This window comes from Pseudomonas sp. GM60 (assembly GCF_000282415.1).
Classification (GTDB): domain Bacteria; phylum Pseudomonadota; class Gammaproteobacteria; order Pseudomonadales; family Pseudomonadaceae; genus Aquipseudomonas; species Aquipseudomonas migulae.
Genome location: NZ_AKJI01000048.1, coordinates 46,879 through 67,631 on the forward strand (window position 1 = coordinate 46,879; position 20,753 = coordinate 67,631).

At 59.9% G+C, this 20,753-nt stretch carries 17 protein-coding genes; 9 read left to right on the plus strand and 8 right to left on the minus strand.

From position 1 onward, the window contains the following. The 3 genes from PMI32_RS16410 (at position 1) to PMI32_RS16400 (ending at position 3,224) form a co-directional block, all read left to right on the plus strand. Positions 1–813: an isocitrate lyase/PEP mutase family protein gene (locus PMI32_RS16410; RefSeq protein ID WP_008028670.1), complete on the plus strand. Its 813-nt coding sequence runs from the start codon at positions 1–3 to the stop codon at positions 811–813. Further along, entirely contained in the window at positions 810–1,427 is a 618-nt protein-coding gene (locus PMI32_RS16405) for a DNA-3-methyladenine glycosylase family protein (protein WP_008028672.1), read from the plus strand. Before PMI32_RS16410 ends, PMI32_RS16405 begins: the two co-directional genes overlap by 4 nt. Before the next feature lie 207 nt (positions 1,428–1,634). After that, complete coding sequence (locus PMI32_RS16400; RefSeq protein WP_008028674.1) at positions 1,635–3,224, plus strand: hypothetical protein; 1,590 nt, start codon at positions 1,635–1,637, stop codon at positions 3,222–3,224. A gap of 193 nt (positions 3,225–3,417) precedes the next feature. On the opposite strand, the gene PMI32_RS16395 is transcribed toward PMI32_RS16400, so the two are convergent. The 3 genes from PMI32_RS16395 to PMI32_RS16385 all read right to left on the minus strand — a co-directional run bounded on the left by PMI32_RS16395 (position 3,418) and on the right by PMI32_RS16385 (position 6,612). Continuing rightward, positions 3,418–4,515, minus strand: coding sequence for an extracellular solute-binding protein (locus tag PMI32_RS16395; RefSeq protein ID WP_008028676.1), 1,098 nt, complete (start codon positions 4,513–4,515; stop codon positions 3,418–3,420). A gap of 2 nt (positions 4,516–4,517) precedes the next feature. Then, positions 4,518–5,627, minus strand: a complete 1,110-nt coding sequence (aguA, locus tag PMI32_RS16390; protein WP_008028677.1) for an agmatine deiminase — start codon at positions 5,625–5,627, stop codon at positions 4,518–4,520. A 100-nt stretch (positions 5,628–5,727) separates the two neighbouring features. Further along, complete coding sequence (locus PMI32_RS16385) at positions 5,728–6,612, minus strand: LysR substrate-binding domain-containing protein (protein WP_008028679.1); 885 nt, start codon at positions 6,610–6,612, stop codon at positions 5,728–5,730. A 258-nt stretch (positions 6,613–6,870) separates the two neighbouring features. On the opposite strand from PMI32_RS16385, the gene PMI32_RS16380 reads away from it, so the two are divergent. From PMI32_RS16380 to PMI32_RS16365, 4 genes are all read left to right on the plus strand, one after another. Beyond that, positions 6,871–7,272, plus strand: coding sequence for a PaaI family thioesterase (locus PMI32_RS16380; protein WP_008028682.1), 402 nt, complete (start codon positions 6,871–6,873; stop codon positions 7,270–7,272). Between the two features lie 57 nt (positions 7,273–7,329). Next, positions 7,330–7,818 carry a GFA family protein gene (locus PMI32_RS16375; RefSeq protein WP_008028684.1) on the plus strand — a complete coding sequence of 163 codons (489 nt, stop codon included), beginning with the start codon at positions 7,330–7,332 and terminating at the stop codon, positions 7,816–7,818. Between the two features lie 106 nt (positions 7,819–7,924). Further along, positions 7,925–10,174 carry a TonB-dependent siderophore receptor gene (locus tag PMI32_RS16370; RefSeq protein ID WP_008028686.1) on the plus strand — a complete coding sequence of 750 codons (2,250 nt, stop codon included), beginning with the start codon at positions 7,925–7,927 and terminating at the stop codon, positions 10,172–10,174. Positions 10,175–10,332: 158 nt separating this feature from the next. Then, a complete protein-coding gene (locus PMI32_RS16365) occupies positions 10,333–11,121 on the plus strand; it encodes a MipA/OmpV family protein (RefSeq protein ID WP_008028688.1) in 789 nt (262 codons plus the stop codon). A gap of 114 nt (positions 11,122–11,235) precedes the next feature. Here the strand turns inward: PMI32_RS16365 and PMI32_RS16360 are convergent, their stop codons facing one another. The 3 genes from PMI32_RS16360 to PMI32_RS16350 form a co-directional block, all read right to left on the minus strand. Further along, on the minus strand, positions 11,236–12,522 hold the full coding sequence (locus PMI32_RS16360; protein ID WP_008028690.1) for an ATP-binding protein: 1,287 nt from the start codon (positions 12,520–12,522) through the stop codon (positions 11,236–11,238). After that, positions 12,523–13,230 carry a winged helix-turn-helix domain-containing protein gene (locus PMI32_RS16355; RefSeq protein ID WP_032828732.1) on the minus strand — a complete coding sequence of 236 codons (708 nt, stop codon included), beginning with the start codon at positions 13,228–13,230 and terminating at the stop codon, positions 12,523–12,525. Positions 13,231–13,466: 236 nt separating this feature from the next. Then, complete coding sequence (locus PMI32_RS16350; protein ID WP_008028695.1) at positions 13,467–14,075, minus strand: MiaE family protein; 609 nt, start codon at positions 14,073–14,075, stop codon at positions 13,467–13,469. Positions 14,076–14,236: 161 nt separating this feature from the next. Between PMI32_RS16350 and uspL the strand changes: the two genes are divergently transcribed. Continuing rightward, positions 14,237–15,100: a universal stress protein UspL gene (gene uspL / locus PMI32_RS16345; RefSeq protein WP_008028696.1), complete on the plus strand. Its 864-nt coding sequence runs from the start codon at positions 14,237–14,239 to the stop codon at positions 15,098–15,100. 102 nt (positions 15,101–15,202) lie between these two features. Here uspL and PMI32_RS16340 read toward each other — a convergent pair whose 3' ends face one another. Further along, the gene (locus PMI32_RS16340) at positions 15,203–15,673 is read right to left on the minus strand and encodes a DUF1289 domain-containing protein (protein ID WP_008028699.1); all 471 of its coding nucleotides are present in this window, start codon (positions 15,671–15,673) and stop codon (positions 15,203–15,205) included. 408 nt (positions 15,674–16,081) lie between these two features. On the opposite strand from PMI32_RS16340, the gene acnB reads away from it, so the two are divergent. Continuing rightward, complete coding sequence (acnB, locus tag PMI32_RS16335) at positions 16,082–18,691, plus strand: bifunctional aconitate hydratase 2/2-methylisocitrate dehydratase (protein WP_032828733.1); 2,610 nt, start codon at positions 16,082–16,084, stop codon at positions 18,689–18,691. 173 nt (positions 18,692–18,864) lie between these two features. Here acnB and PMI32_RS16330 read toward each other — a convergent pair whose 3' ends face one another. Further along, positions 18,865–20,526, minus strand: a complete 1,662-nt coding sequence (locus tag PMI32_RS16330; protein WP_008028703.1) for a SulP family inorganic anion transporter — start codon at positions 20,524–20,526, stop codon at positions 18,865–18,867. Between the last annotated feature and the right edge of the window lie 227 nt (positions 20,527–20,753).

Genomic DNA, 20,753 nt, shown 5'->3' on the forward strand with positions numbered 1-20,753 from the left:
ATGAACACGTTCGACCAGCAATTCCACAGGCTGCATCAGGACGGCCTGCTGATTCTCACCAACGTCGCCGATGCCGCCGGGGCGCGCATCGTCGAGCAACTGGGCTGCAAAGCCGTGGCCACCAGCAGTGCGGCAGTCGCCTGGACTCACGGTTATGCGGACGGCAATGCCCTGCCCCTCGAACGCCTGGTCTCGAGCGTCGAGTCCATCGCCCGGGTGATTTCGCTGCCACTGACCGTGGACGTCGAGGCCGGCTATTCCGATGACCTGACACGGGTTGCCGAAGTGATTGACGCGGTGATCGCCGCCGGTGCTGTCGGGATCAATATCGAAGACGGTGCATCCCCGCCCGAGCTGCTGGCGCGCAAGATCGACATCGCCCGTCAGGTTGCGGAACGCCGTAATGTGAAGCTGTTCATCAACGCCCGCACCGATGTGTATCTCAAGGGCCTGGTGCCGGCCGAAGACCGCGTCGCGGAAACGCTCAAACGTGCGGCGCTGTATCAGTCGGCCGGTGCTGACGGGCTGTTCGCGGCCGGCGTTTCGGCGGAGTACGAGATTGCTGCGCTGTGCCATGGCACTCCGCTGCCGTTGAATGTGCTTGGGCTGCCGGGGCTGCCATCGCCTGAAGCGTTGCAAGCGCTGGGCGTTCGCCGTTTGAGCGCCGGTTCCGGTATCGCCGAGTTTCTTTACGGTGCGATGGCCGGCCTGGCCAAAAGCTTTCTGGAAACCGGCAAACTCGATAGCAGCCACCTCAAGGCGTTCACCTACGGGGAAGTGAACGCGCTGTTCAAACCTGCGGTGAACGCTTGACCGATCCTTATTTGCCCGCGACGGCGTTTCTCGCGTCCATTGATGAAGACTGGGCGCGCCACATCGCCGCCATCGGCCCGTGCCTGCACCAACCGCATGCGGCGCGCGATCCGTATGAGTCGCTGGTGCGGGCGATTGCCTATCAGCAACTGCACGCCAAAGCCGGGGATGCGATTGTCGGCCGGCTTCTGGCGCTGTTTCCTTCGACGGCGTTTCCGCGACCTGAACAGATTCTGGCGACCGGGTTTGATCAACTGCGTGGGTGCGGTTTTTCCGCGAGCAAGATCGCGACCATTCAGGGCATCGCTCAGGCGGCGCTGGATGGCGTGGTGCCGGATTATGCGACGGCGTTGGCGATGGACGATGAAGCGTTGATTGAACGGTTGATCACTTTGCGCGGGGTTGGGCGCTGGACGGTTGAGATGCTGTTGATCTACAGCCTGGAGCGGCCGGATATTTTGCCAGCGGATGACTTTGGGGTGCGCGAGGGGTATCGGCGGTTGAAAGGGTTGGAAGTGCAGCCGACGCGCAAGCAGATGGTGGAGATCGGGTTGGGGTGGCGTCCTTATCGGACGGTAGCTTCCTGGTATTTGTGGCGAGTGCCCAACAGGTAGACCGAGTCATCGTTCATCGCCGGAACGCCGCCCGGAGCAAGCCCGCTCCCACATTTGAAATGCATTCCCCTGTGGGAGCAGGCTTGCCCGCGAAGGCGTCAGCCCATTCACCACACTTCCAGAGCCACCGGCACTCGCACCTCAAGTTATGAAGCCCCCTGCCGACAAGCCCTGTAGGAAACTACTGGTACTCAGCATGGAGCAGCAATGACCGTCATCTCTTCAATCTCTTCCTTGCCGCCACTGGCGGTCGCCAGGCTTGCTGCCACCCAGCCCGCCGTTGGCACGACCACCGAATCAACAGCCGCCCTGTCCTCCCCCGCATCGATTGTCACCTTGCATCAAGATAGCAACACCATCGATGCGCAGACTTACACCTCCCGGGGTGTCATTGCGGTGCCTGATGCCCCGCTTGCCTGGGAATACACGCAGCCTGACAAAGTGTCGTTTCGCATGGGAGGCAACTTCGCAAGCACTACAGCCAGCAGCCGGTTCCGGGGACTGGGTGAGACTCTGCTTCTGCAGCTGGCGCAATCCAACAAGAACATCTCCCAGTCGGTCATTCGCTCATCAACCGGACGGGAGCTTGAGCCTGCAGAGTTGGCGGCTGCCCAAGCCAGGCTCCACAGTGGCGTTGCAGACAACAGCATCAACCTGACCCTGAAAACGGCAAGCGGCAAAACCGTCCAGATCACGCTGTCCAGTCAGGATAACGCGCTGGCGGTGCAGGCTCAGGTCCAGGGCGGCGATCTCAGCGAGGAAGAACTTGCTGCGCTTGGGGCAATGGCCAAAGGATTTGAATCGGCCATTCAAGGCCTCACCGCCGTTCCACCGCAACTCAAGCTGGAGGCGCTGGCTCAGTTCGACACTGACGTGTTCTCCTCGGTCGACCTGATCACACGGTTCAAGCTCGACGATGACAGTACGCAGAGCCTTGAGCTGCACGCCGACGCAAGCCAGCGCCAGGTACGCATGAGCGGCGCGGCGGGTGATTTCGACATGTCCGTGGACCTGAAAAATGCCGCCATCCTCGGCGACAGCAATCAGAAAGCCAAGGCGCTCGCAGGGTATCTGCGTCAAATAGAAGCGGCGCGTGTACGAGGCGACGGCGACCAGAATCTGCTGTCGATGTTCGAGAGTGCATTCAAGACTGTGCACAGCAACTACCCGGAAAGCCGCGCTGCTACCGGACCGCAGGCGCTAACGGCGATCAAGCTGACAGACACCGACCGCCGCGTGCTCACCGGACTCGCCGACTTTAGCGCGACGGTCACCGAGAAGACTGTGAACGGCAATCCTGCACGGCCTCTTGAACTCGACTCGTTCACCTATGGCTTATCGCAGGCCACGCAATCCACAGGTCAGGATCAGTTCAATCGCAAGGTCGTCCAGAATCAGCAATCGCATCTGACGGCCCACTACCATAAGCCTCTGTATGCCGGACAAAAGCTGAAACTGACGGATGACCCACAATCTCAGAACTATCAGTACTACCAGATCGACGATAAGGCCAGCAGCACGAGCAGCATCGGCTATGTCAAAGGTAAGTTGGTCGAAGCGTCCGTCAGCCATTCGGCGAGCCAGTCCACGCGTATTTCCAAATATGTAATGGGGCGCCTGGAAGAAGATAACGTGACACCTGTCTCGTCCTCGAAGACGCAAAATCTCCTCGGTCTTCTGCAACAGGCACTAAAAGAGGACAAACTGGCGCAACAGGGACGGGGTACGTCAAACGCCTTGGCCGCTATCCAGGACGAGGTGCTGTTGGTTGGCAGCCCGATGGAGATTAAGGGCTGACCGGAAAACCGATGCTGGTTCGGGAATTCTCCATTAGCGGTGCCCCGGGGTATTGATGGCGTTCAGTGGGACCGCTTTATCGTTCTTCGCGAGCAAGCCCGCTCCCACATTGGATTTGTGAACGACATAGATCCAATGTGGGAGCGGGCTTGCTCGCGAAGGCGGTGCCACTGTCACTACAATCCACAACTTGTCACAACCCGGATTTCAACCGACTGAATGCCCGAATCAACGCCCGGTTGAACGCCTTGCCATTGTCATTCTTGCTATACAACGAAGCCCGCACCTGCGCCGACGGATACGTCCCCGGATCATTACGAATCGCCGGGGCGATCAAGTCATCCGCCGCCGTGATCGCATTGGCGTAGTGAATGGTGTCGGTGATTGGCGCAATCACTTGCGGCGTCATGAGGTAATCCATCAACGCCAGCCCGGCCTCGGGATGCGGCGCATCCTTGGGAATGACCATGGCGTCGAACCAGATCAACGTGCCCTCCTTCGGTATCCGGTAGGTCAACGTGAACGGTTTTTTCGCGGCTTCTGCCTGGCCCGCCGCAATGGCCACGTTGCCATTCCACGACATCGCCACGCAGGTGTTGCCATTGGCCAGGTCGCTGATGTTCAGGTCATTGTCGAAGTAACGGATGTACGGCCGGATCTTCGCCAGTTGCTGCTCGGCCAGCTTCAGGTCATCGAGGTTCTGGCGGTTGATGTCCAGCCCCATGTACTTCATCACCGCGGCGAACACCTCGTTGGGATCGTTGAGCAAACTCACACCGCAATCGGCAAATTTCGAGACCACCGCCGGATCGAACAGCATCGCCCAACTGTCCGTTGGCGCCTCCGGCAGGCGCTTTTTGACGGCCTCTTCCTGATAACCCACACCGGTCGTGCCCCAGGCATAAATCCCGGCGTAACGATTGCCCGGATCGAACACCGCCATGTGCTGGCGGAACTCGTCACCGACGCCGGCAAAGTGCGGCAACCGTTGCAGGTTCAAGGTTTGAATGGCACCGCTCTGGATCGCCCTGGACAAATGCTGCCCCGCCGTCAGCACCAGGTCATAACCACTGCGGCCGGTGAGCAGTTTGGTCTCGACGGTTTCCAGGGAATCGAAATGATCGGCGACCACATGGATGCCGGTCTTTTTCTCGAAATTGGTCAGGGTATCCGGGGCCAGGTATTCGCCCCAGATGTACAGGTTCACCACCGGTCTGACGCTGTCGGCGGCCTGCACACACAAGGGTGCAAGCACCAGCAATAACGCTTGAGTCAGTTTGTGCAGGCCCATGATTACACTCCTTTACCAGCGTATTGAGGCATGGTGATGCACGCGACGTTACCGCCGCCGAGCAGGATTTCCCGGGAGTTTTCGATGCCGACGATCTTGTGCTGCGGGAACAGCTCAGCCAGTGTCGCCAGTGCCGCCTGATCGTTACGATCACCAAACAACGGCACCACGATCGAGGTGTTGCCGGCGTAGTAGTTGATATACGACGCGCAGATTCTGGTGCCGGCCTGACGGGTGTGGGTGCTGTCTTGCTGGTCCAGACCTTCGGCTTCTTCTGCAGTCCATTCCAGCACGTCGGGTTGTGGCAGTTTGTGTACGATCAACTCGCGGCCACGGCTGTCACGGGTGCTGCGCAGGACGTCGTAGGCTTCCTGATAGATTTCCCATTGCGGGTCATCGCGGTTGTCGGTCCATTGCAGCACCACTTCACCGGGACGCACGAAGCACGCGAGGTCGTCGACGTGACCGTCGGTTTCGTCGAACTTGCAACCGCGCGGCAGCCAGATGACTTGCTCGGCGCCGAGGTAGTCCGTCAGCCGCCGGGTGACTTCTTCCTTGCCCAGGTGCTGGTTGCGATTGCGGTTGAGCAGGCATTGTTCGGTGGTGAGGATGCTGCCCTGGCCGTCACTCTGAATGCCGCCGAGTTCGGCGATCAGCGGTGCGCGGTAACGGTCGAAACGTTCGATTTCGAGGATCTTGCTGGCGATCTGGTCGTCCTTGTCCCACGGGTAGTACAAGCCGCCATCGAGGCCGCCGTACGCGTTGAATTCGAAGTCGACGCCGCGTACTTCGCCGCTGGCATCATTCACCACAAAGCACGGACCGCTGTCCCGAAACCAGGTGTCGTTGCAGGTCATTTCCACCACGCGAACTTGCGGCGGTAACTGACGGCGCGCCGTGGCGAATTGCGCGGCGGAGGCACACACGGTGACCGGTTCACTTTGAGAGATGGCGGTGACGATCTGCACCCAGACTTTCTGCGCCGGCTTGGCCCCGTTGCGCCAGACATCGGTGCGCTCCGGCCAGCCGAGCCAGCAACCGGCCTTGGTTTCGAATTCGCCGGGCAGGCGAAAGCCGTCTTGTTTTGGGGTGGTGTCGAGCGAACGTGCCATGGTCAAACCTCGTTGACGGGGATTGGAATGACCACAGGCTAAGGTCGTCGGCACCCTCCTCGCCAACGATGATAATTGCGGAACAGTTGAATAAAACTCATCAATCGATCAGTTGATCATTGAACCATTCGAGCATCTGCGCCACAGCCGGACGCTCCAGGCGCACTCGTTCACACACCAGCGCGTATTGGCCCAGCGCAGTCATGCTTGAGGTAAACGGCCGGACCAGTCGACCGCTGAGCAAGTCTTCCTGCGCCGTGAGGTTATCGCCCATGGCCACGCCCTGTCCTTGGGCCGCGGCTTCCAGCGCCAGGCCGGCATGGGCGAAATACAACTGTCGTTCGGGGCGTTGATCGCCGGCATGACTGGTGAGCCACGCGGTCCAGGTCTTGCCGTCCTGATCGTCGTGCAGCAGGCAGTGGCGCGCCAGGTCCTTCGGGGTTTTCAAGGCGCCCTGGTTGAACAGGCCGGGACTGCACACCGGGAAGAACTGCAATGCCGGCAATGGCCGAACGAAGTACGCGCTGCTGTCCACCGGGCCGGTGCCGTAGGTGATCGCAAGGTCGATGTCTTCCCCCGGCGCGGTGGCGTCGATTGGCTGTTCGTAGAGATGCAAGGTGATATGCGGATAGCGCGCATAGAAATCCGTGAGGCGACGCATCAACCACTTTTGCGCCAGCTCGGCTGTCACCGCCAGGCGCAACACCGCCAGCGACGACGGATCGCGCAGTTCATCGCAGGCTTCACCAATCAGTTCGAAGGCTTGCTGCAGGCTTTGCATCAGGCGCCCGGCGGCCATGGTCGGACGGATTTGCCGGCCTTCGCGGATGAACAGCGACACGCCCAGTTGCTCTTCGAGCTGGCGGATCTGATGGCTGACGGCGCTGTCGGTGACGCACAACTCTGCGGCGGCCCGACCGAAGTGGGCGTGGCGGGCGGCGCATTCGAAGGTTTTGAGGGCTGCAAGGGAAGGTAGTCGTCGCATGGGTCGGTTCCCGATTCGAGGTGCTCATGCTGACTTGGCGGGCGGTGGGCGTCCAGTGGGACCGTGTTTTCGTTCATCGCCAGCAGGCTAGCTCCCACAGTGATCTCATGAAGACTGGAGATCCAATGTGAGAGCTAGCCTGCTAGCGATAAGGCCTGATTATTCACCACCAAGCCACCCGCCCATCACCCTTCTTTATCCACCATGACATCCCCCAAAACCCGGCGCATGTTGATGCCTCAACCGGAGGGATTCGCCATGCTTGATGCACTCAAAAAGATCAATTCAACGTCCGCCTTCAACCGTTGGGCCGGTTTCGAGGTCACTCGCACCGAGCCGGGCGAGGTGGAACTGACCCTGGCTTTTCGCGAGGCGGACATGGCGCAATACGCAGGCTTCCTGCATGCCGGCCTGATTGGCGCGCTGCTCGATACCGCCTGTGGGTTTGCGGCCGGAACGGTCGCTGGCAATGTCCTGGCATCGCATTTTTCGGTGAATTGCCTTGCACCCGCCGTCGGTGAAGTGTTCATTGCGCGCGGCCAGGTGGTGAAGTCCGGCAAGAAGCAGGTGTTTGCCCGTGCCGAACTGTTCGCGCAAACAGGGGATCAGTTGAAGCTGGTGGCAACCGGCGATGCGATCCTGGTGCCGATCCAGCAGTGAACCACCGGTTTTCGGGGCGGTCAGGGAAGTAACAGCCAATCATTTGGAGGTTCTGCCATGCAGCTCGAAGGCTCCTGCCACTGCGGCGCCGTGTCGTTCAGTCTGACCAGCGCCCACCCCTATCCTTACCAACGTTGCTATTGCTCGATCTGCCGCAAGACCCAGGGCGGTGGCGGTTACTCGGTCAACATCACGGGCGATGCCGCAAGCCTCAAGGTGCGCGGTCGCAAATCCATCGCGATCTATCACGCGCGACTCAAGGACGAAGGCGATAAACGCGCCCACCGCAGCACGGCAGAGCGGCACTTCTGCTCGATGTGTGGCTCGGGCTTGTGGCTGTTCAGCCCTGAATGGCCGGAACTGATTCACCCGTTCGCCTCGGCCATTGATACGGCGTTGCCGGTGCCACCCGAGTACACGCACGTGATGCTCAATTCGAAAGCGCCGTGGGTGGAGGTTGCGGCACATGCCGGTGATCGGCAGTGCGAGATCTGGCCCGAGGAGTCCATCGCACAGTGGCACGAGCGACTGGGCCTGGCTCGCTAATCAAAACTTCAATTTTTTTCACACGGCAGTTCCCCTTTGCGTTTTTCGTTCGGTTAACCCTCAGAAGCCTTTCACTTACCGATCGATTCGATACAAAGGGATCTCCATGTCGCACCCAATTGCTGCGCGTTTTCGTTTTGCCCTGTGCCCCTTGGCACTGGCCCTTCCGGCCGCTCTGCTGAGCCTTGCCTCCACCGCCCATGCCGCCGAAACGGCCACCGGCAAAACGGCAGCCAAGGACGATGGCGTGCTGCAACTGGGTGCGACGAACATCAATGGTGTCGCCTTGGGCGCGACCACCGAGGACACCCATTCCTACACCACCGGCTCAACGTCTTCGGCCACTGGCCTGCCGTTGTCGCTGCGTGAAACACCGCAATCGGTCACAGTGATTACCCGCCAGCAAATGGACGATCGCGGTGTGCAAAGCATCAGCGATGCGTTGCGTAACACCCCCGGTGTTTCGACGCAGAAATATGACAGCGACCGTACCGAGTTTTCCGCCCGCGGCTTTGCCATCACCAACTTCCAGTACGACGGGGTCAACCAGCCTTACGACGGTGTTTATGGGGAAAACCCGAACAACAGCGACGACTCGGCCAGCCTTGACCGCATCGAGGTCGTCAAGGGCGCGACCGGCCTGATGACCGGCGCTGGCGACCCGTCCGCCACCGTCAACCTGATCCGCAAGAAGCCGACCAAAGAGTTCAAGGCCTCGATCAGCGGCACCGTCGGTTCCTGGGACAGTTACCGCACCACCGGTGATATTTCCGGTTCGCTGACTGACTCGGGCAACGTGCGCGGGCGTTTTGTCGGCGTGTACCAGGACAAGGATTCCTACATTGACCATTACAGCCAAAAGAAAGACCTGTATTACGGCATCCTTGAAGCCGACCTGACCGACGAGACCCTGCTGACATTCGGCATCGACAAGTCCAGCGCCACACCTCGCGGCAGTTCCTGGACCGGTAACACGACGTACTTCTCTGACGGCGGCCGTACCGACTTCTCCCGCAGCTTCAACCCGGCAGCTGACTGGAGCCGTCGCGATTTCGACGAAATCACCTACTTTGCAACACTGGAACAAGCGTTGGCCAACGACTGGAAATTCAAAGCCAGCCTCAGCGAGAAAACCACCGATCACGACACCCAACTGGCCTCGGCCAGCTACGGCAATCCGGACCGTGCTACCGGCGAAGGCATGTCCTTCTTCTGGGGTCGTTTCGAAGGTCATCGCGTGCAGGACACGGCCGACGTGAACGTCTCAGGCCCCTTCACGCTGGGCGGTCGCGAGCATGAACTGGTGGCCGGCGTCATGGCGTCCCACTCCCGTCAGACCGGTTCCACCTACGACATCAGCGCCTTCGAAAGTGTCCCTGGGAGCATCTACGATTGGGAAGGTCATCTGCCGAAACAGGAATTCCCGGTAAACGGCAAGTACGAACGCACCCAGAGCCAGAACGGTGTGTACCTCGCCACCCGCCTGCGCCCGACCGATGATCTGTCGGTCATCCTCGGCAGCCGCCTGAGCACCTTCAAGTACAACGAAGACTACCGCTACAACGTGGGTTCACCGCTGGACGACACCCACGCGAGCTACAAGGAACACGGCGTCGTCACGCCTTACGCCGGCGTGGTCTATGACCTGAACGACGTGTACTCGGTATACGCCAGCTACACCTCGATCTATCAGCCACAGACCTACAAGGATGCCAGTGGCGTGACCCTGGCACCGGTTGAGGGCGACAGCTATGAAACCGGCCTGAAAGCCGCTTACTTCGATGGCCGGCTGAATGCCAGCCTGGCGTTGTTCCGCATCGAGCAGGACGGCGTCGCGGAGCAGACCGGCACCAACGCAATCACCAACGAAGGCATCTTCAAAGCCGTCGACGGCACCACCACCAAAGGTGTGGAACTGGAACTGGCCGGCGAGCTGACCGAGGGCTGGAACCTGACGGCCGGTTACACCTACGCACGCACCCGTGATAAAGACGAACAGCGGATCTTTGGTTACCCGCTGTCCACCACAAAGCCTGAGCACGTGGTACGGACGTTTACCACCTATCGCCTGCCTGGCGCCCTGGACAAAGTGACCGTCGGCGGCGGCATCAGTTGGCAGAGTGCCTCCTACGGCAAAATCTACAGCGCTCCCGCTGGCGACTACACCCGGATCAAACAGGGTGGCTACACCCTCGTGGACCTGATGACCCGTTACCAGTACAACGAGCACCTGAGCTTCACCGCCAACGCCAACAACGTCTTCGACAAGAAGTACCTGGCCGGCCTGGGCAACTTCGACACCACGTTCTACGGTGAGCCGCGCAACCTGATGCTGACCACCAAGTGGGACTTCTAAGCTGAACTTGTAGCGAGGGATTTACGCCCTCGCCACAGGCGACTCACTGCTCGCCAAACCCGTTCACAGTCTTTGACAGTTTTGCGACAAAGCTGCCAAAGATTGCCGGGCGGCACCCGCCTAGCATGGGCGCATCCACTATCACCCAGGGTGCTCCCATGTTTCGTTCGCTGTATTTGCCGTTGACCTCTTTTTGCCTGCTCCTCCCCTCCACCTCCTTGTATGCCGAAGACTGGCACTACAGCCTGCGCGCCGGCGCTGCCAGTGCGCCGCGTTACAGCGGCAGTGATGAACGCGTGGTGGCGCCGCTGCTGGGCGGCGAAATCGTCAGCCCTTATGGTTTCTTTCTCGACACGCAAAAGGGTCTTGGCTGGGCGTTTGATGAAGACGACTTCGGTCTCAGTGTCTACGTCGGCGCAAGTGATGTGCGCAAGGACCGTAAAAGCGGTTTCAAGGGCTCGGATGAGCTCAACGGTATGGGCTCGATCAAGTCGCGTCCCTTGCTGGGGCTGGACGGGACCTATCACATGGGGCCGATCATTCTCGGCGCCAGTTATGAACATGCGCTTGAAGAAGACGAGGACGAACACGACACCGGCTCAGCCTGGAACCGATTGAAACTGAGCATCAGCGCGCCGTTTTATGAAGGTGACTACGGCAAGGTCGTCGGCAGCCTGAACAGTCAGTTCGGCGACAGCAATTACATGCGCACCTGGTATGGCGTGAGCAGCGCTCAGGCATCGCGCAGCAAGTTCAAGGCGTATGACACCAAAGGTGGCCTGGTGAGTCGGGGGGCGGATCTGACCTGGTCGCTGCCGATCAACGATGAATGGAGTTTTACCACGGTGCTGGCGGTGCAGTACCTGGGTGGTAAAGCGGCGGACAGTCCGATTGTCGAGCGTCGGATGCAGACTTCGGTGGCTGGGCAGGTCGTTTACAGCTTTTGATTTGAGGGTGTTGCTGAAGGCCCCTTCGCGGGCAAGCCTCGCTCCTACACGGTACGCGTACAAACTGTAGGAGCGAGGCTTGCCCGCGAAGGGGTCCGCAAGAGCAACACACAACTAATCCTGATGCACCCAGGTCATGCGAAACGACGCCCCGCCCCACGGCGAATCCGCCACTTGCACTTGCCCGCCATGAGACTGCGACACCCGTCGCACCAAGGCCAGGCCCAGGCCGAAGCCACCCGTGCGGCGATCCCGACTGGCGTCCAGGCGCGAGAACGGTTCGAAGATTTTCTCCCGCCCGTCCACCGGCACGCCCGGCCCGTCGTCGTTGACCTGGACTTCGTAATGATCACCGGTGCGCACCAACGACACCTCCACTCGCTCTTCGGCATAGCGAATGGCATTGCGCAGCAGGTTGATCACCGCGCGCGCCATGAAGCGTGGCTCGATGCGCACCTCATCGACCCGACACTCGACAATCAGCAGTTGCACCCCGGCCGCCTCGGCCTCCAGCGCCACGCTGCCGACCACGCTGTCGAGCCAACTGTTGGCCTGAATATTCTCCCGGGTAATGACCGTGGCACCGCGCTCAAGGCTGGCGTAGGTCAGCAGCTCCGAGACCATTTCTTCCAGCTCGCCGAGGTCGGCGTACATGTCGGCTATCAGTTCACGGCGCTGGCTCGGATCGGATTGTTGCTTGAGCTGATCGAGTTCGAACGACAGCCGGGCAATCGGCGTGCGCAATTCATGGGATACCGCGTTGGTCAGCTCACGCTGATTGGCGATCAGGCCTTCGATGCGCGCAGCCATCAGATTGAAATGCTCGGACAGGTCGCGAATGTTCGAGCGCTTGGACAGCTGGATCCGCGCCGACAGGTTGTTGTCGCCAAAGCGTTCGGCGGCGAGACGCAGTTTCTCCAGATCTCGCCAGTGTGGGCGCACCCAGAAAAACAACACGAAACCGATCATCACCGCGATCATCAGATAGGCCGTGGCAATGTAGAACGGCATCAGGCTCGGCTCGGCCGGCAGCTTGATGCTGAGCAACTGCGAACCGTCGTCAATGCGCGAGATGAACTGCGTGTACTTGTCACGCAGCACCAGCAGGCCTTGGGCCAACTCGACTTTTTCCTGATCGGTCAGGGCCAGTTGATCCGTTTCGACCAGGCTCAGGCCCAAACCGTAGTGAGGGCGCACGGTTTCCAATTGGCGTTCCCGCGCCGGACCGCCCAGGCCGCGCAACTGCTCCACCAGCGACCAGGCCTGACCTCGTACCGCCTCGCGGTTGTAGCTCTGCATTTGACCGGCGAGCAGCGCATCGAACGTGCGCTCGACGGTTTGCAACCCCAGTACCAGGCCAACCGTCATCATCACAAACAGACCGAGAAATAACCGCAGCATTTACAGCTCCCACGCGAACGGATTGAACAGGTAACCCTTGCCCCAGATGGTCTTGATGCACACCGGTTCACGCGGGTTGTCCTTGAGCTTGCCGCGCAACTTGCTGATGTAGACGTCGACGCTGCGGTTGAGGCCGTCGAAGGCGATCCCGCGCATGCGGTTGAGGATATCGTCGCGGGACAAAATCTTGCCCGCCGCGCTGGCCAGCAACCACAGCAATTCGAATTCCATGGTGGTCAGCTCGATGCCCTCACCCGCCAGGCGCACTTCGCGACAGCTGCGGTCGATGCTCAGATGGCCGAATTCCAGCGAGCTGCAGACTGTGCTGTCCGGCGTTTGCCGGCGTTGCAACGCACGCAGACGGGCCAGCAATACCGGCGGCTTGATCGGCTTGATCACGTAGTCGTCGGCGCCGGATTCCAGGCCGAGGATGTGATCGAGGTCGTCTTCCTTGGCGGTGAGAATGACGATCGGCGTATCGGACACGCTGCGAATTTCGCGACACACGTGCAGGCCACTCTGGCCCGGCAGCATCAGGTCGAGTACAACGATTTTCGGTTTGAAGTCGAGGAACGCGGCCAACGCGAGGTCGCCGCGATGCACCTGTAACACTTCAAAGCCATGTTGGGACAGGAAGTGCGCGATCAGCCCGGCAAGCCTTTCGTCGTCTTCCACCAGCAGAACTTTGCCAAAACCCAGGTTATCCATAACGAACGCGTGCCAACTCTTGTATGAAGTGGGCGGCATTATGGCGTCAATCAGCGTCGGGGCGGCGATTGCAGGCAGCAAAAACCGGCCTCTGGGGCCGGTTTTCAGTGATCTTTCATACTCTTAAGAGTTTTTAACAATTGCGCTGCAAAAGATCGCAACTAACTGTAGGAGCACGGCTTGCCGGCGAAGGCGATCTCAAGGACGCCTTCGCCGGCAAGCCGTGCTCCTACAGGTTATGCGGCGGCTGGGACACCGCTGTGGAAGCGGAACTCCACGTCCGGCGATTCGATCAGTTCCTGCTCGGCAGCGCGAACCCGCTCGATCACCTGAGCGATGTCCTTGGCGTCACCGTACTGGTACGCCAGTTTCAGGTAACCCTGGAAGTGCCGCGCCTCGCTTTTCAGCAGACCGAAGTAGAACTTGCCCAGTTCCTCGTCCAGGTGCGGCACCAGCGCCTCGAACCGCTCGCAGCTGCGGGCTTCGATAAACGCACCGACTACCAGGGTATCGACCAGCTTGACCGGTTCATGGCTGCGCACTACTTTGCGCAGACCCGAGGCGTAACGCCCGGCGGACAGCTGGCGCAGCTCGATCTTGCGCTTCTTCATCAGGCGCATGACTTGTTCGTGGTGCACCAGCTCTTCCCGGGCGAGCCGCGACATCAGGTTGATCAGATCGACGTGGGAGTGATACTTGGCGATCAGGCTCAATGCCGTGCTGGCCGCCTTGAATTCGCAGTTCTTGTGGTCGATCAGCAAGGTTTCCTGATCGGCCAGCGCGGCCTGGACCCAGCCGTCCGGGGTGCGGCAACCGAGGAACTCGTGAATTTCGGGAAGGATCATGGGGCTCACGGACATAAAGGTTCAAAACGAAGGGCGCCGATTATACCGGCCCGCCGCCAGACCACCAGCCACGACCGTTGATATGTATCAAGTCCCGGATGCGTGACCAGCAACTATAGTTGTGCAACGCCATGCTTTTTTTCCCTCTGGAGATCCCGATCATGCAAGCCATTCGCAGCATTCTGGTGGTCATCGAACCCGAACACTCGGAAAGCCTGGCGCTCAAACGGGCCAAGCTGATTGCCGGGGTAACCCAGGCTCATCTGCATCTGCTGGTGTGCGACCGCAAGCATGACCACAGCGGCATGCTTGGTGTGCTCAAGGCAGCGCTGCTCGCGGATGGCTACAGCGTGACCACCGAGCAGGCGTGGAACGAAAGCCTGCACGAAACCATCGTCGATGTGCAGCAAGCCGAAGGTTGCGGGCTGGTGATCAAGCAGCATTACCCCGACAGCTCATTGAAAAAAGCCCTGCTGACCCCGGCGGACTGGAAACTGCTGCGTTACTGTCCGACTCCGGTGCTGCTGGTGAAAACCTCGAAACCCTGGGCAGGCGGTGTGGTCCTGGCGGCGATTGATGTCGGCAATACCGATGACGAACACCGTCACCTGCACAACATCATCATCGATCACGGTTATGACATCGCCAGCCTGGCCAAGGCTCATCTGCATGTGGTCAGCGCTCATCCTTCACCAATGCTGTCGGCGGCGGACCCTACGTTGCAGCTCAGCGAAACCATCGAGGCGCGTTACCGCGAACAGTGCATAGCGTTTCAAGCCGAGTTCGACATCGACAATGAGCACCTGCATATCGCGGAAGGTCCGGCGGATGTGTTGATTCCGTACATGGCCCACACGTTGGGCGCATCGGTGACCGTGATTGGCACGGTGGCGCGGTCCGGGATATCCGGCGCGTTGATCGGCAATACGGCGGAGGTGGTGCTGGATGCGGTGGAGAGCGATGTGCTGGTGTTGAAGCCGCAGGAGATTGAGGATCATCTGGAAGAGATGGTGTCTCATCATTGAGATATGTGGTGCCCATCCGGGCGCCTTCGCGGGCAAGCCTCGCTCCTACAGGGGTACGTGTTCACCTGTAGGAGCGAGGCTTGCCCGCGAAGCTTTTAAAGGTTAACCGCCAAACGCATCCTTGAGGAATCCGGGCGCGATGTAACGCTGGTAATGCGCCTCGGAGAGCAAAAAGAACTCCCGATCAATCGCATCCCGCAGCTCCGGCAGGTTCCAGTCGCGAAACTCCGGCATCAACACCATCCCGTAGGCTTCCAGATTGTTGATCACCCGCGCGCCTCGGGCGATCAACTGATAGGCCCAGCAATACTCCGACTGATGCGGCACGAAGCGAATCTTGCGCTGCTCCAGTTGCAAACGCAGGCGCTGGGGATCGAAAACCTCCAGTTTGCTGGCCATCACCTGGGACAACAGTTGCTCCAGCCGCAGCCATACCGCGCGTTTTTCCTCCTCGTTGTAACCGTTCCAGTTGATCACTTCATGGTGGAAACGCTTGCAGCCACGGCAGACCAAGTCACCGTAAACAGTGGAGCAAAGGCCGACGCAGGGGGTCTTTATGGTCTGATTGGGCATAGGTCAACAAAGCACGGGAAAGCAGAACAGGCGGGCATGTTAGCCCTTTGTCTAACATTCATCACCCCTCAAAGTTGAGAGCCCAACTTACCTTTAAATTTTTTTTGCCGTAGAATCAGCCAGCCTTTTAAGGCGCCAATGTCCGTTAGAAGCTGTTTTCAAAGCGTCACGAGCACAGTCGTTCCTTCAGAGCGGTGTTGGCGAAGGGTTTTTCCAGCGGGGAAAAGCCCAACGCCAACCCTCATCAGCTCCCCGTTCTGCAGGCGTAAAACTTTGAAAGCAGCTTCTGTAAGGAATTGTCGGTAATTCTGGCTAAGTGGCCCACAACGCCACGCAGCGCATGAGTACGGCAATTTCGGGATGAGCGTCCCGGACACCCATTTGGGACCACTGATGAGGGTAATAACTGTGCTTGAAGCCTACCGCAAACATATCGAAGAGCGTGCAGCACTGGGTATCGTTCCCCAGCCGCTTAACGCCGAACAAACTGCAGGCCTGGTTGAGCTGCTGAAGAATCCCCCGGCTGGCGAAGAAGCTTTCCTCGTTGACCTGATCACCAATCGCATTCCGCCTGGCGTGGACGAAGCGGCCTATGTAAAGGCAGGTTTCCTGTCTGCCCTGGCCAAAGGCGAAGCCACTTCCCCTCTGATCGACAAGAAACGCGCTGTAGAACTGCTCGGCACCATGCAGGGCGGCTACAACATCGTGACCCTGGTTGACCTGCTCGACAACGCCGAACTGGCTGCTGTCGCTGCCGCTCAGCTCAAGCACACCCTGCTGATGTTCGATGCGTTCCACGACGTCGCGGAAAAAGCCCGCAACGGCAACGAACACGCCAAAGGCGTGATCCAGTCCTGGGCTGACGGCGAGTGGTTCCGCAACCGCCCTGTCCTGGCCGACAAGATCAGCCTGCGCGTGTTCAAGGTCACCGGCGAAACCAACACCGACGACCTGTCCCCTGCTCCGGACGCCTGGTCCCGCCCGGACATCCCGCTGCACGCCCTCGCCATGCTGAAAATGGCCCGCGAAGGCATCGTGCCTGACGCCCAGGGTGTCACCGGCCCGATGAAGCAGATCGAAGAAATGCGCGGTCAAGGCTTCCCTATCGCCTACGTCGGTGACGTGGTCGGTACCGGTTCTTCGCGTAAATCCGCCACCAACTCGGTGCTGTGGTTCTTCGGCGACGACGTTCCTTACGTGCCGAACAAGCGTGCCGGCGGTTTCTGCTTCGGCAGCAAAATCGCTCCGATCTTCTACAACACCATGGAAGATGCCGGCGCACTGCCGATCGAATTCGACGTTACCAACATGAACATGGGCGACGTGATCGACCTGTACCCGCATGCTGGCAAAGTCTGCAAACACGGCACCGACGAAGTCCTGACCACCTTCGAAATGAAGACCCCGGTCCTGTTGGACGAAGTTCGTGCCGGCGGCCGTATTCCGCTGATCATCGGTCGCGGTCTGACCGACAAGGCCCGTGCCGAACTGGGCCTGGGCCCAACCGACCTGTTCAAACTGCCTGAAGCACCTGTCGACACCGGCAAGGGCTACACCCTGGCACAGAAAATGGTCGGCAAGGCTTGCGGTCTGCCAGCAGGCAAAGGCGTTCGTCCTGGTACCTACTGCGAACCGAAAATGACCACCGTCGGCTCTCAGGACACCACCGGTCCGATGACCCGTGACGAACTGAAAGACCTGGCGTGCCTGGGCTTCTCGACCGATCTGGTAATGCAGTCCTTCTGCCATACCGCGGCTTACCCTAAGCCGATCGACGTGACCACCCACCACACCCTGCCAGACTTCATCATGACCCGCGGCGGCGTTTCCCTGCGTCCGGGCGACGGCATCATCCACAGCTGGCTGAACCGCATGCTGCTGCCGGACACCGTCGGTACCGGTGGTGACTCGCACACCCGTTTCCCGATGGGCATTTCGTTCCCGGCCGGTTCCGGTCTGGTAGCGTTCGCCGCCGCCACTGGCGTTATGCCGCTGGACATGCCGGAATCGATCCTGGTGCGCTTCAAAGGCAAAATGCAACCGGGCGTCACCCTGCGTGACTTGGTTCACGCCATTCCTTACTTCGCGATTCAGGCTGGCCTGCTGACCGTCGAGAAGAAAGGCAAGAAGAACGCCTTCTCCGGCCGCATCCTGGAAATCGAAGGCCTGGACAACCTGAGCATCGAACAGGCTTTCGAGCTGTCCGACGCCTCGGCTGAACGTTCGGCTGCCGGTTGCACCATCAAGCTGTCGAAAGAGTCGATCACCGAGTACCTGAACTCCAACATCACCCTGCTGCGCTGGATGATCGGCGAAGGCTACGGCGATGCACGTACCCTGGAACGTCGTGCTCAAGCGATGGAAGCCTGGGTTGCCAACCCGGAGTTGATGGTTGCCGATGCTGACGCCGAATACGCTGAAGTCATCGAAATCGACCTGGCCGACATCAAAGAGCCTGTGCTCTGCGCGCCAAACGATCCGGACGACGCCCGTCTGCTGTCCAGCGTTGCTGGCGAGAAGATCGACGAAGTGTTCATCGGTTCGTGCATGACCAACATCGGTCACTTCCGCGCTGCCGGTAAACTGCTGGATCAGGTCAAGGGTCAGCTGCCAACCCGTCTGTGGCTGTCGCCGCCGACCAAGATGGACGCTCACCAACTGACCGAAGAAGGCTACTACGGCATCTACGGCAAGGCTGGCGCACGCATGGAAATGCCAGGCTGCTCGCTGTGCATGGGTAACCAGGCACGTGTAGAGCCGAACTCGACTGTTGTGTCGACTTCGACCCGTAACTTCCCGAACCGTCTGGGTGACGGCGCGAACGTCTACCTGGCTTCGGCCGAGCTGGCGTCCGTTGCGTCCATCCTGGGTCGCCTGCCGACCGTCGAGGAGTACATGGAATACGCTGGCAAGATCGACAGCATGGCGGCCGATGTTTACCGCTACCTGTCCTTCGACCAGATCGCCGAGTTCCGTGAAGTTGCTGCGAACGCCAATATCCCGGTCGTTCAAGCCTAACGTTACAACGCTGTAAAAAACGCCGCCCATCGTGAGATGAGCGGCGTTTTTTTATGCCTGAAAGGTTTGCACCAATCCCCTGTGGGAGCGAGCCTGCTCGCGATAGCGGTAGTACATTCATATCAATGTTGACTGATCCACCGCTATCGCGAGCAGGCTCACTCCTACAGGAGTTATGTGGTTGGTTTGAGGGCTTGTTGGACAGCAACATCGACACTCAGGCCGCTGAGAATCACCTGCTCCAGTTCCTGCGCCGGCAACTTCGACAGCGCCGCTTTTGCCTGATGCTTGAGCCGCGCCAGGATCAGCAGTTTGTCCTCGGCGCGCACCTGCAAAAAGAACGCTTCCAGTGCTTCGATGCTGGTGCCGTCCAGATCGGGCGACTCTTCGAGACTGAGGATAACCGTATGCACCGGCGGCTCCGCGTGCCGCGCCAGGCGCAATGCACCACCGAGAATGCGCTCCACATTGGCGAAAAACAGCGCCTCGCTGGGCCGCACGATCAGCACACCGGGGATTTCCTTCGCGTCGGGATGTCGTTGCAGGTCAATAAAATCGTGACCTCCGGCCATTTGCCCCAACACCTGGATATCCGCCGACGACATCTGCTTGAGCATCAGCACCACGCTGATTGCCACTGCCAGCAGCAAGCCGTCCAGCACGCCCAGCACCAGCACCGCCGCCACCGCGCAAATCACCAGCAGGCGGTCGCGACGCCAGATGAAATACCGGCCCAACGGTTGCAGGCTCAAGCCACGGGCCAAGGCATGAATGACGATGGCAGCCAGCACTGGCTCGGGAGTCAGGGCAATCCACGGCAATACCGTCAGGACGATGAGCAGCACCACCCCGGCCGCCACAATCCCGGCCAGACGCGAACCGGCCCCCGCCGCTTCATTGGCCGATGTCGCAGAATAACCAGCGCCTGCGGGCATGCCATGAAACAGTCCCGATAAAAGATTGGCCGCACCGAGGGCCAGCAGATCGCGGTTGCTAGACACCCGGTCGCCGTGCTTGAGCGCAAACGAGCTAATCGAGCCGTAAGACTCGGCATACAGGATCATCACCATGGCGAACGCCAGTTCACCCAAGCGCAACCAGTCAGTGAACGGCAACACCGGGAGCTGCGGTACTTCGAGACTCAGATCGATGACGCCGATCAACTTGACCCCGTAGGCCGGCAGGTTCAGCCATTGGCCCGCCGCGATGCCGAGCGCCACCACCAGCAAACCGCCAGGCAAACGCCTGACCCGTGCGCACAGCCACAACACCAGCAACGCCACCGCGCCTACCAATGCCCCGACTTTATTCCACTGCGGCCACTGCTCCAGCAGTTGCGGCAGGAAACGGATCAGGTTACCGGTGCTCAAATGGACGTCGACGATGCTCGCCACTTGCTTGAGGATGATGGTCACGGCCAGCCCCACTGCAAAGCCGCGCAGCACCGGTTTGGCGATGAATGAGGTGACGCTGCCGAGTTTGAATACCCCGGCCAACAGGAAGAAACCACCGGTCATCAGCACCAGACCGATCGCCAGACTCATGCGCAAGGCCGGATCGCCATTGGCCAGCGTGGCGGTGGCGGCAGCCAGAACGGCCGCTGACGACGAGGTCGCGGACACGATGGCAAACCGGCTGGTGCCAAACAGTCCGTAACACAGCAGCCCGGCAAACAAGGCAATCACCCCGGCCTGTGGCGGCAGCGCGGCAATGCTGGAATAGGCGACCGCCTCGGGCAGCAACAAACCGGCAATCGACAGGCCGGCCAGTACGTCCAGCCATCGGTCAGGTGTATCGGCACGGGGTTGCGCCGATGCGCCGGGGGTACGAGCCATGTAGCGTCTCCAGAGACGGCGCTTTACGACGCGCCGATGCAGCCGCAGCTTAGCTGTTTATCCCTTGGGATAGGTGTTCTGGATCAGGTAGTGCGGTACAAAAATGCTGCCCATTGTGAGAGGTCGTTTTTTGGTGGTGTACATATCCGTTGCTGCGGTAACGGCCGCTAATGGTTTCGCTTTTACAGCGAGTCACTTTCGAAAAGCGCGAAAGTAACCAAAGCGCT

Bases quoted from the DNA above. Each gene is read 5' to 3' on its own strand.
- PMI32_RS16340 (WP_008028699.1), bottom strand. From the start codon at position 15,673: ATGCCCAATCAGACCATAAAGACCCCCTGCGTCGGCCTTTGCTCCACT.
- PMI32_RS16385 (WP_008028679.1), bottom strand. From the start codon at position 6,612: ATGCGACGACTACCTTCCCTTGCAGCCCTCAAAACCTTCGAATGCGCC.
- PMI32_RS16370 (WP_008028686.1), top strand. From the start codon at position 7,925: ATGTCGCACCCAATTGCTGCGCGTTTTCGTTTTGCCCTGTGCCCCTTG.
- PMI32_RS16400 (WP_008028674.1), top strand. From the start codon at position 1,635: ATGACCGTCATCTCTTCAATCTCTTCCTTGCCGCCACTGGCGGTCGCC.
- PMI32_RS16330 (WP_008028703.1), bottom strand. From the start codon at position 20,526: ATGGCTCGTACCCCCGGCGCATCGGCGCAACCCCGTGCCGATACACCT.
- PMI32_RS16355 (WP_032828732.1), bottom strand. From the start codon at position 13,230: ATGGATAACCTGGGTTTTGGCAAAGTTCTGCTGGTGGAAGACGACGAA.
- PMI32_RS16350 (WP_008028695.1), bottom strand. From the start codon at position 14,075: ATGATCCTTCCCGAAATTCACGAGTTCCTCGGTTGCCGCACCCCGGAC.
- PMI32_RS16380 (WP_008028682.1), top strand. From the start codon at position 6,871: ATGCTTGATGCACTCAAAAAGATCAATTCAACGTCCGCCTTCAACCGT.
- PMI32_RS16375 (WP_008028684.1), top strand. From the start codon at position 7,330: ATGCAGCTCGAAGGCTCCTGCCACTGCGGCGCCGTGTCGTTCAGTCTG.
- PMI32_RS16365 (WP_008028688.1), top strand. From the start codon at position 10,333: ATGTTTCGTTCGCTGTATTTGCCGTTGACCTCTTTTTGCCTGCTCCTC.
- uspL (WP_008028696.1), top strand. From the start codon at position 14,237: ATGCAAGCCATTCGCAGCATTCTGGTGGTCATCGAACCCGAACACTCG.
- PMI32_RS16410 (WP_008028670.1), top strand. From the start codon at position 1: ATGAACACGTTCGACCAGCAATTCCACAGGCTGCATCAGGACGGCCTG.
- PMI32_RS16395 (WP_008028676.1), bottom strand. From the start codon at position 4,515: ATGGGCCTGCACAAACTGACTCAAGCGTTATTGCTGGTGCTTGCACCC.
- PMI32_RS16360 (WP_008028690.1), bottom strand. From the start codon at position 12,522: ATGCTGCGGTTATTTCTCGGTCTGTTTGTGATGATGACGGTTGGCCTG.
- aguA (WP_008028677.1), bottom strand. From the start codon at position 5,627: ATGGCACGTTCGCTCGACACCACCCCAAAACAAGACGGCTTTCGCCTG.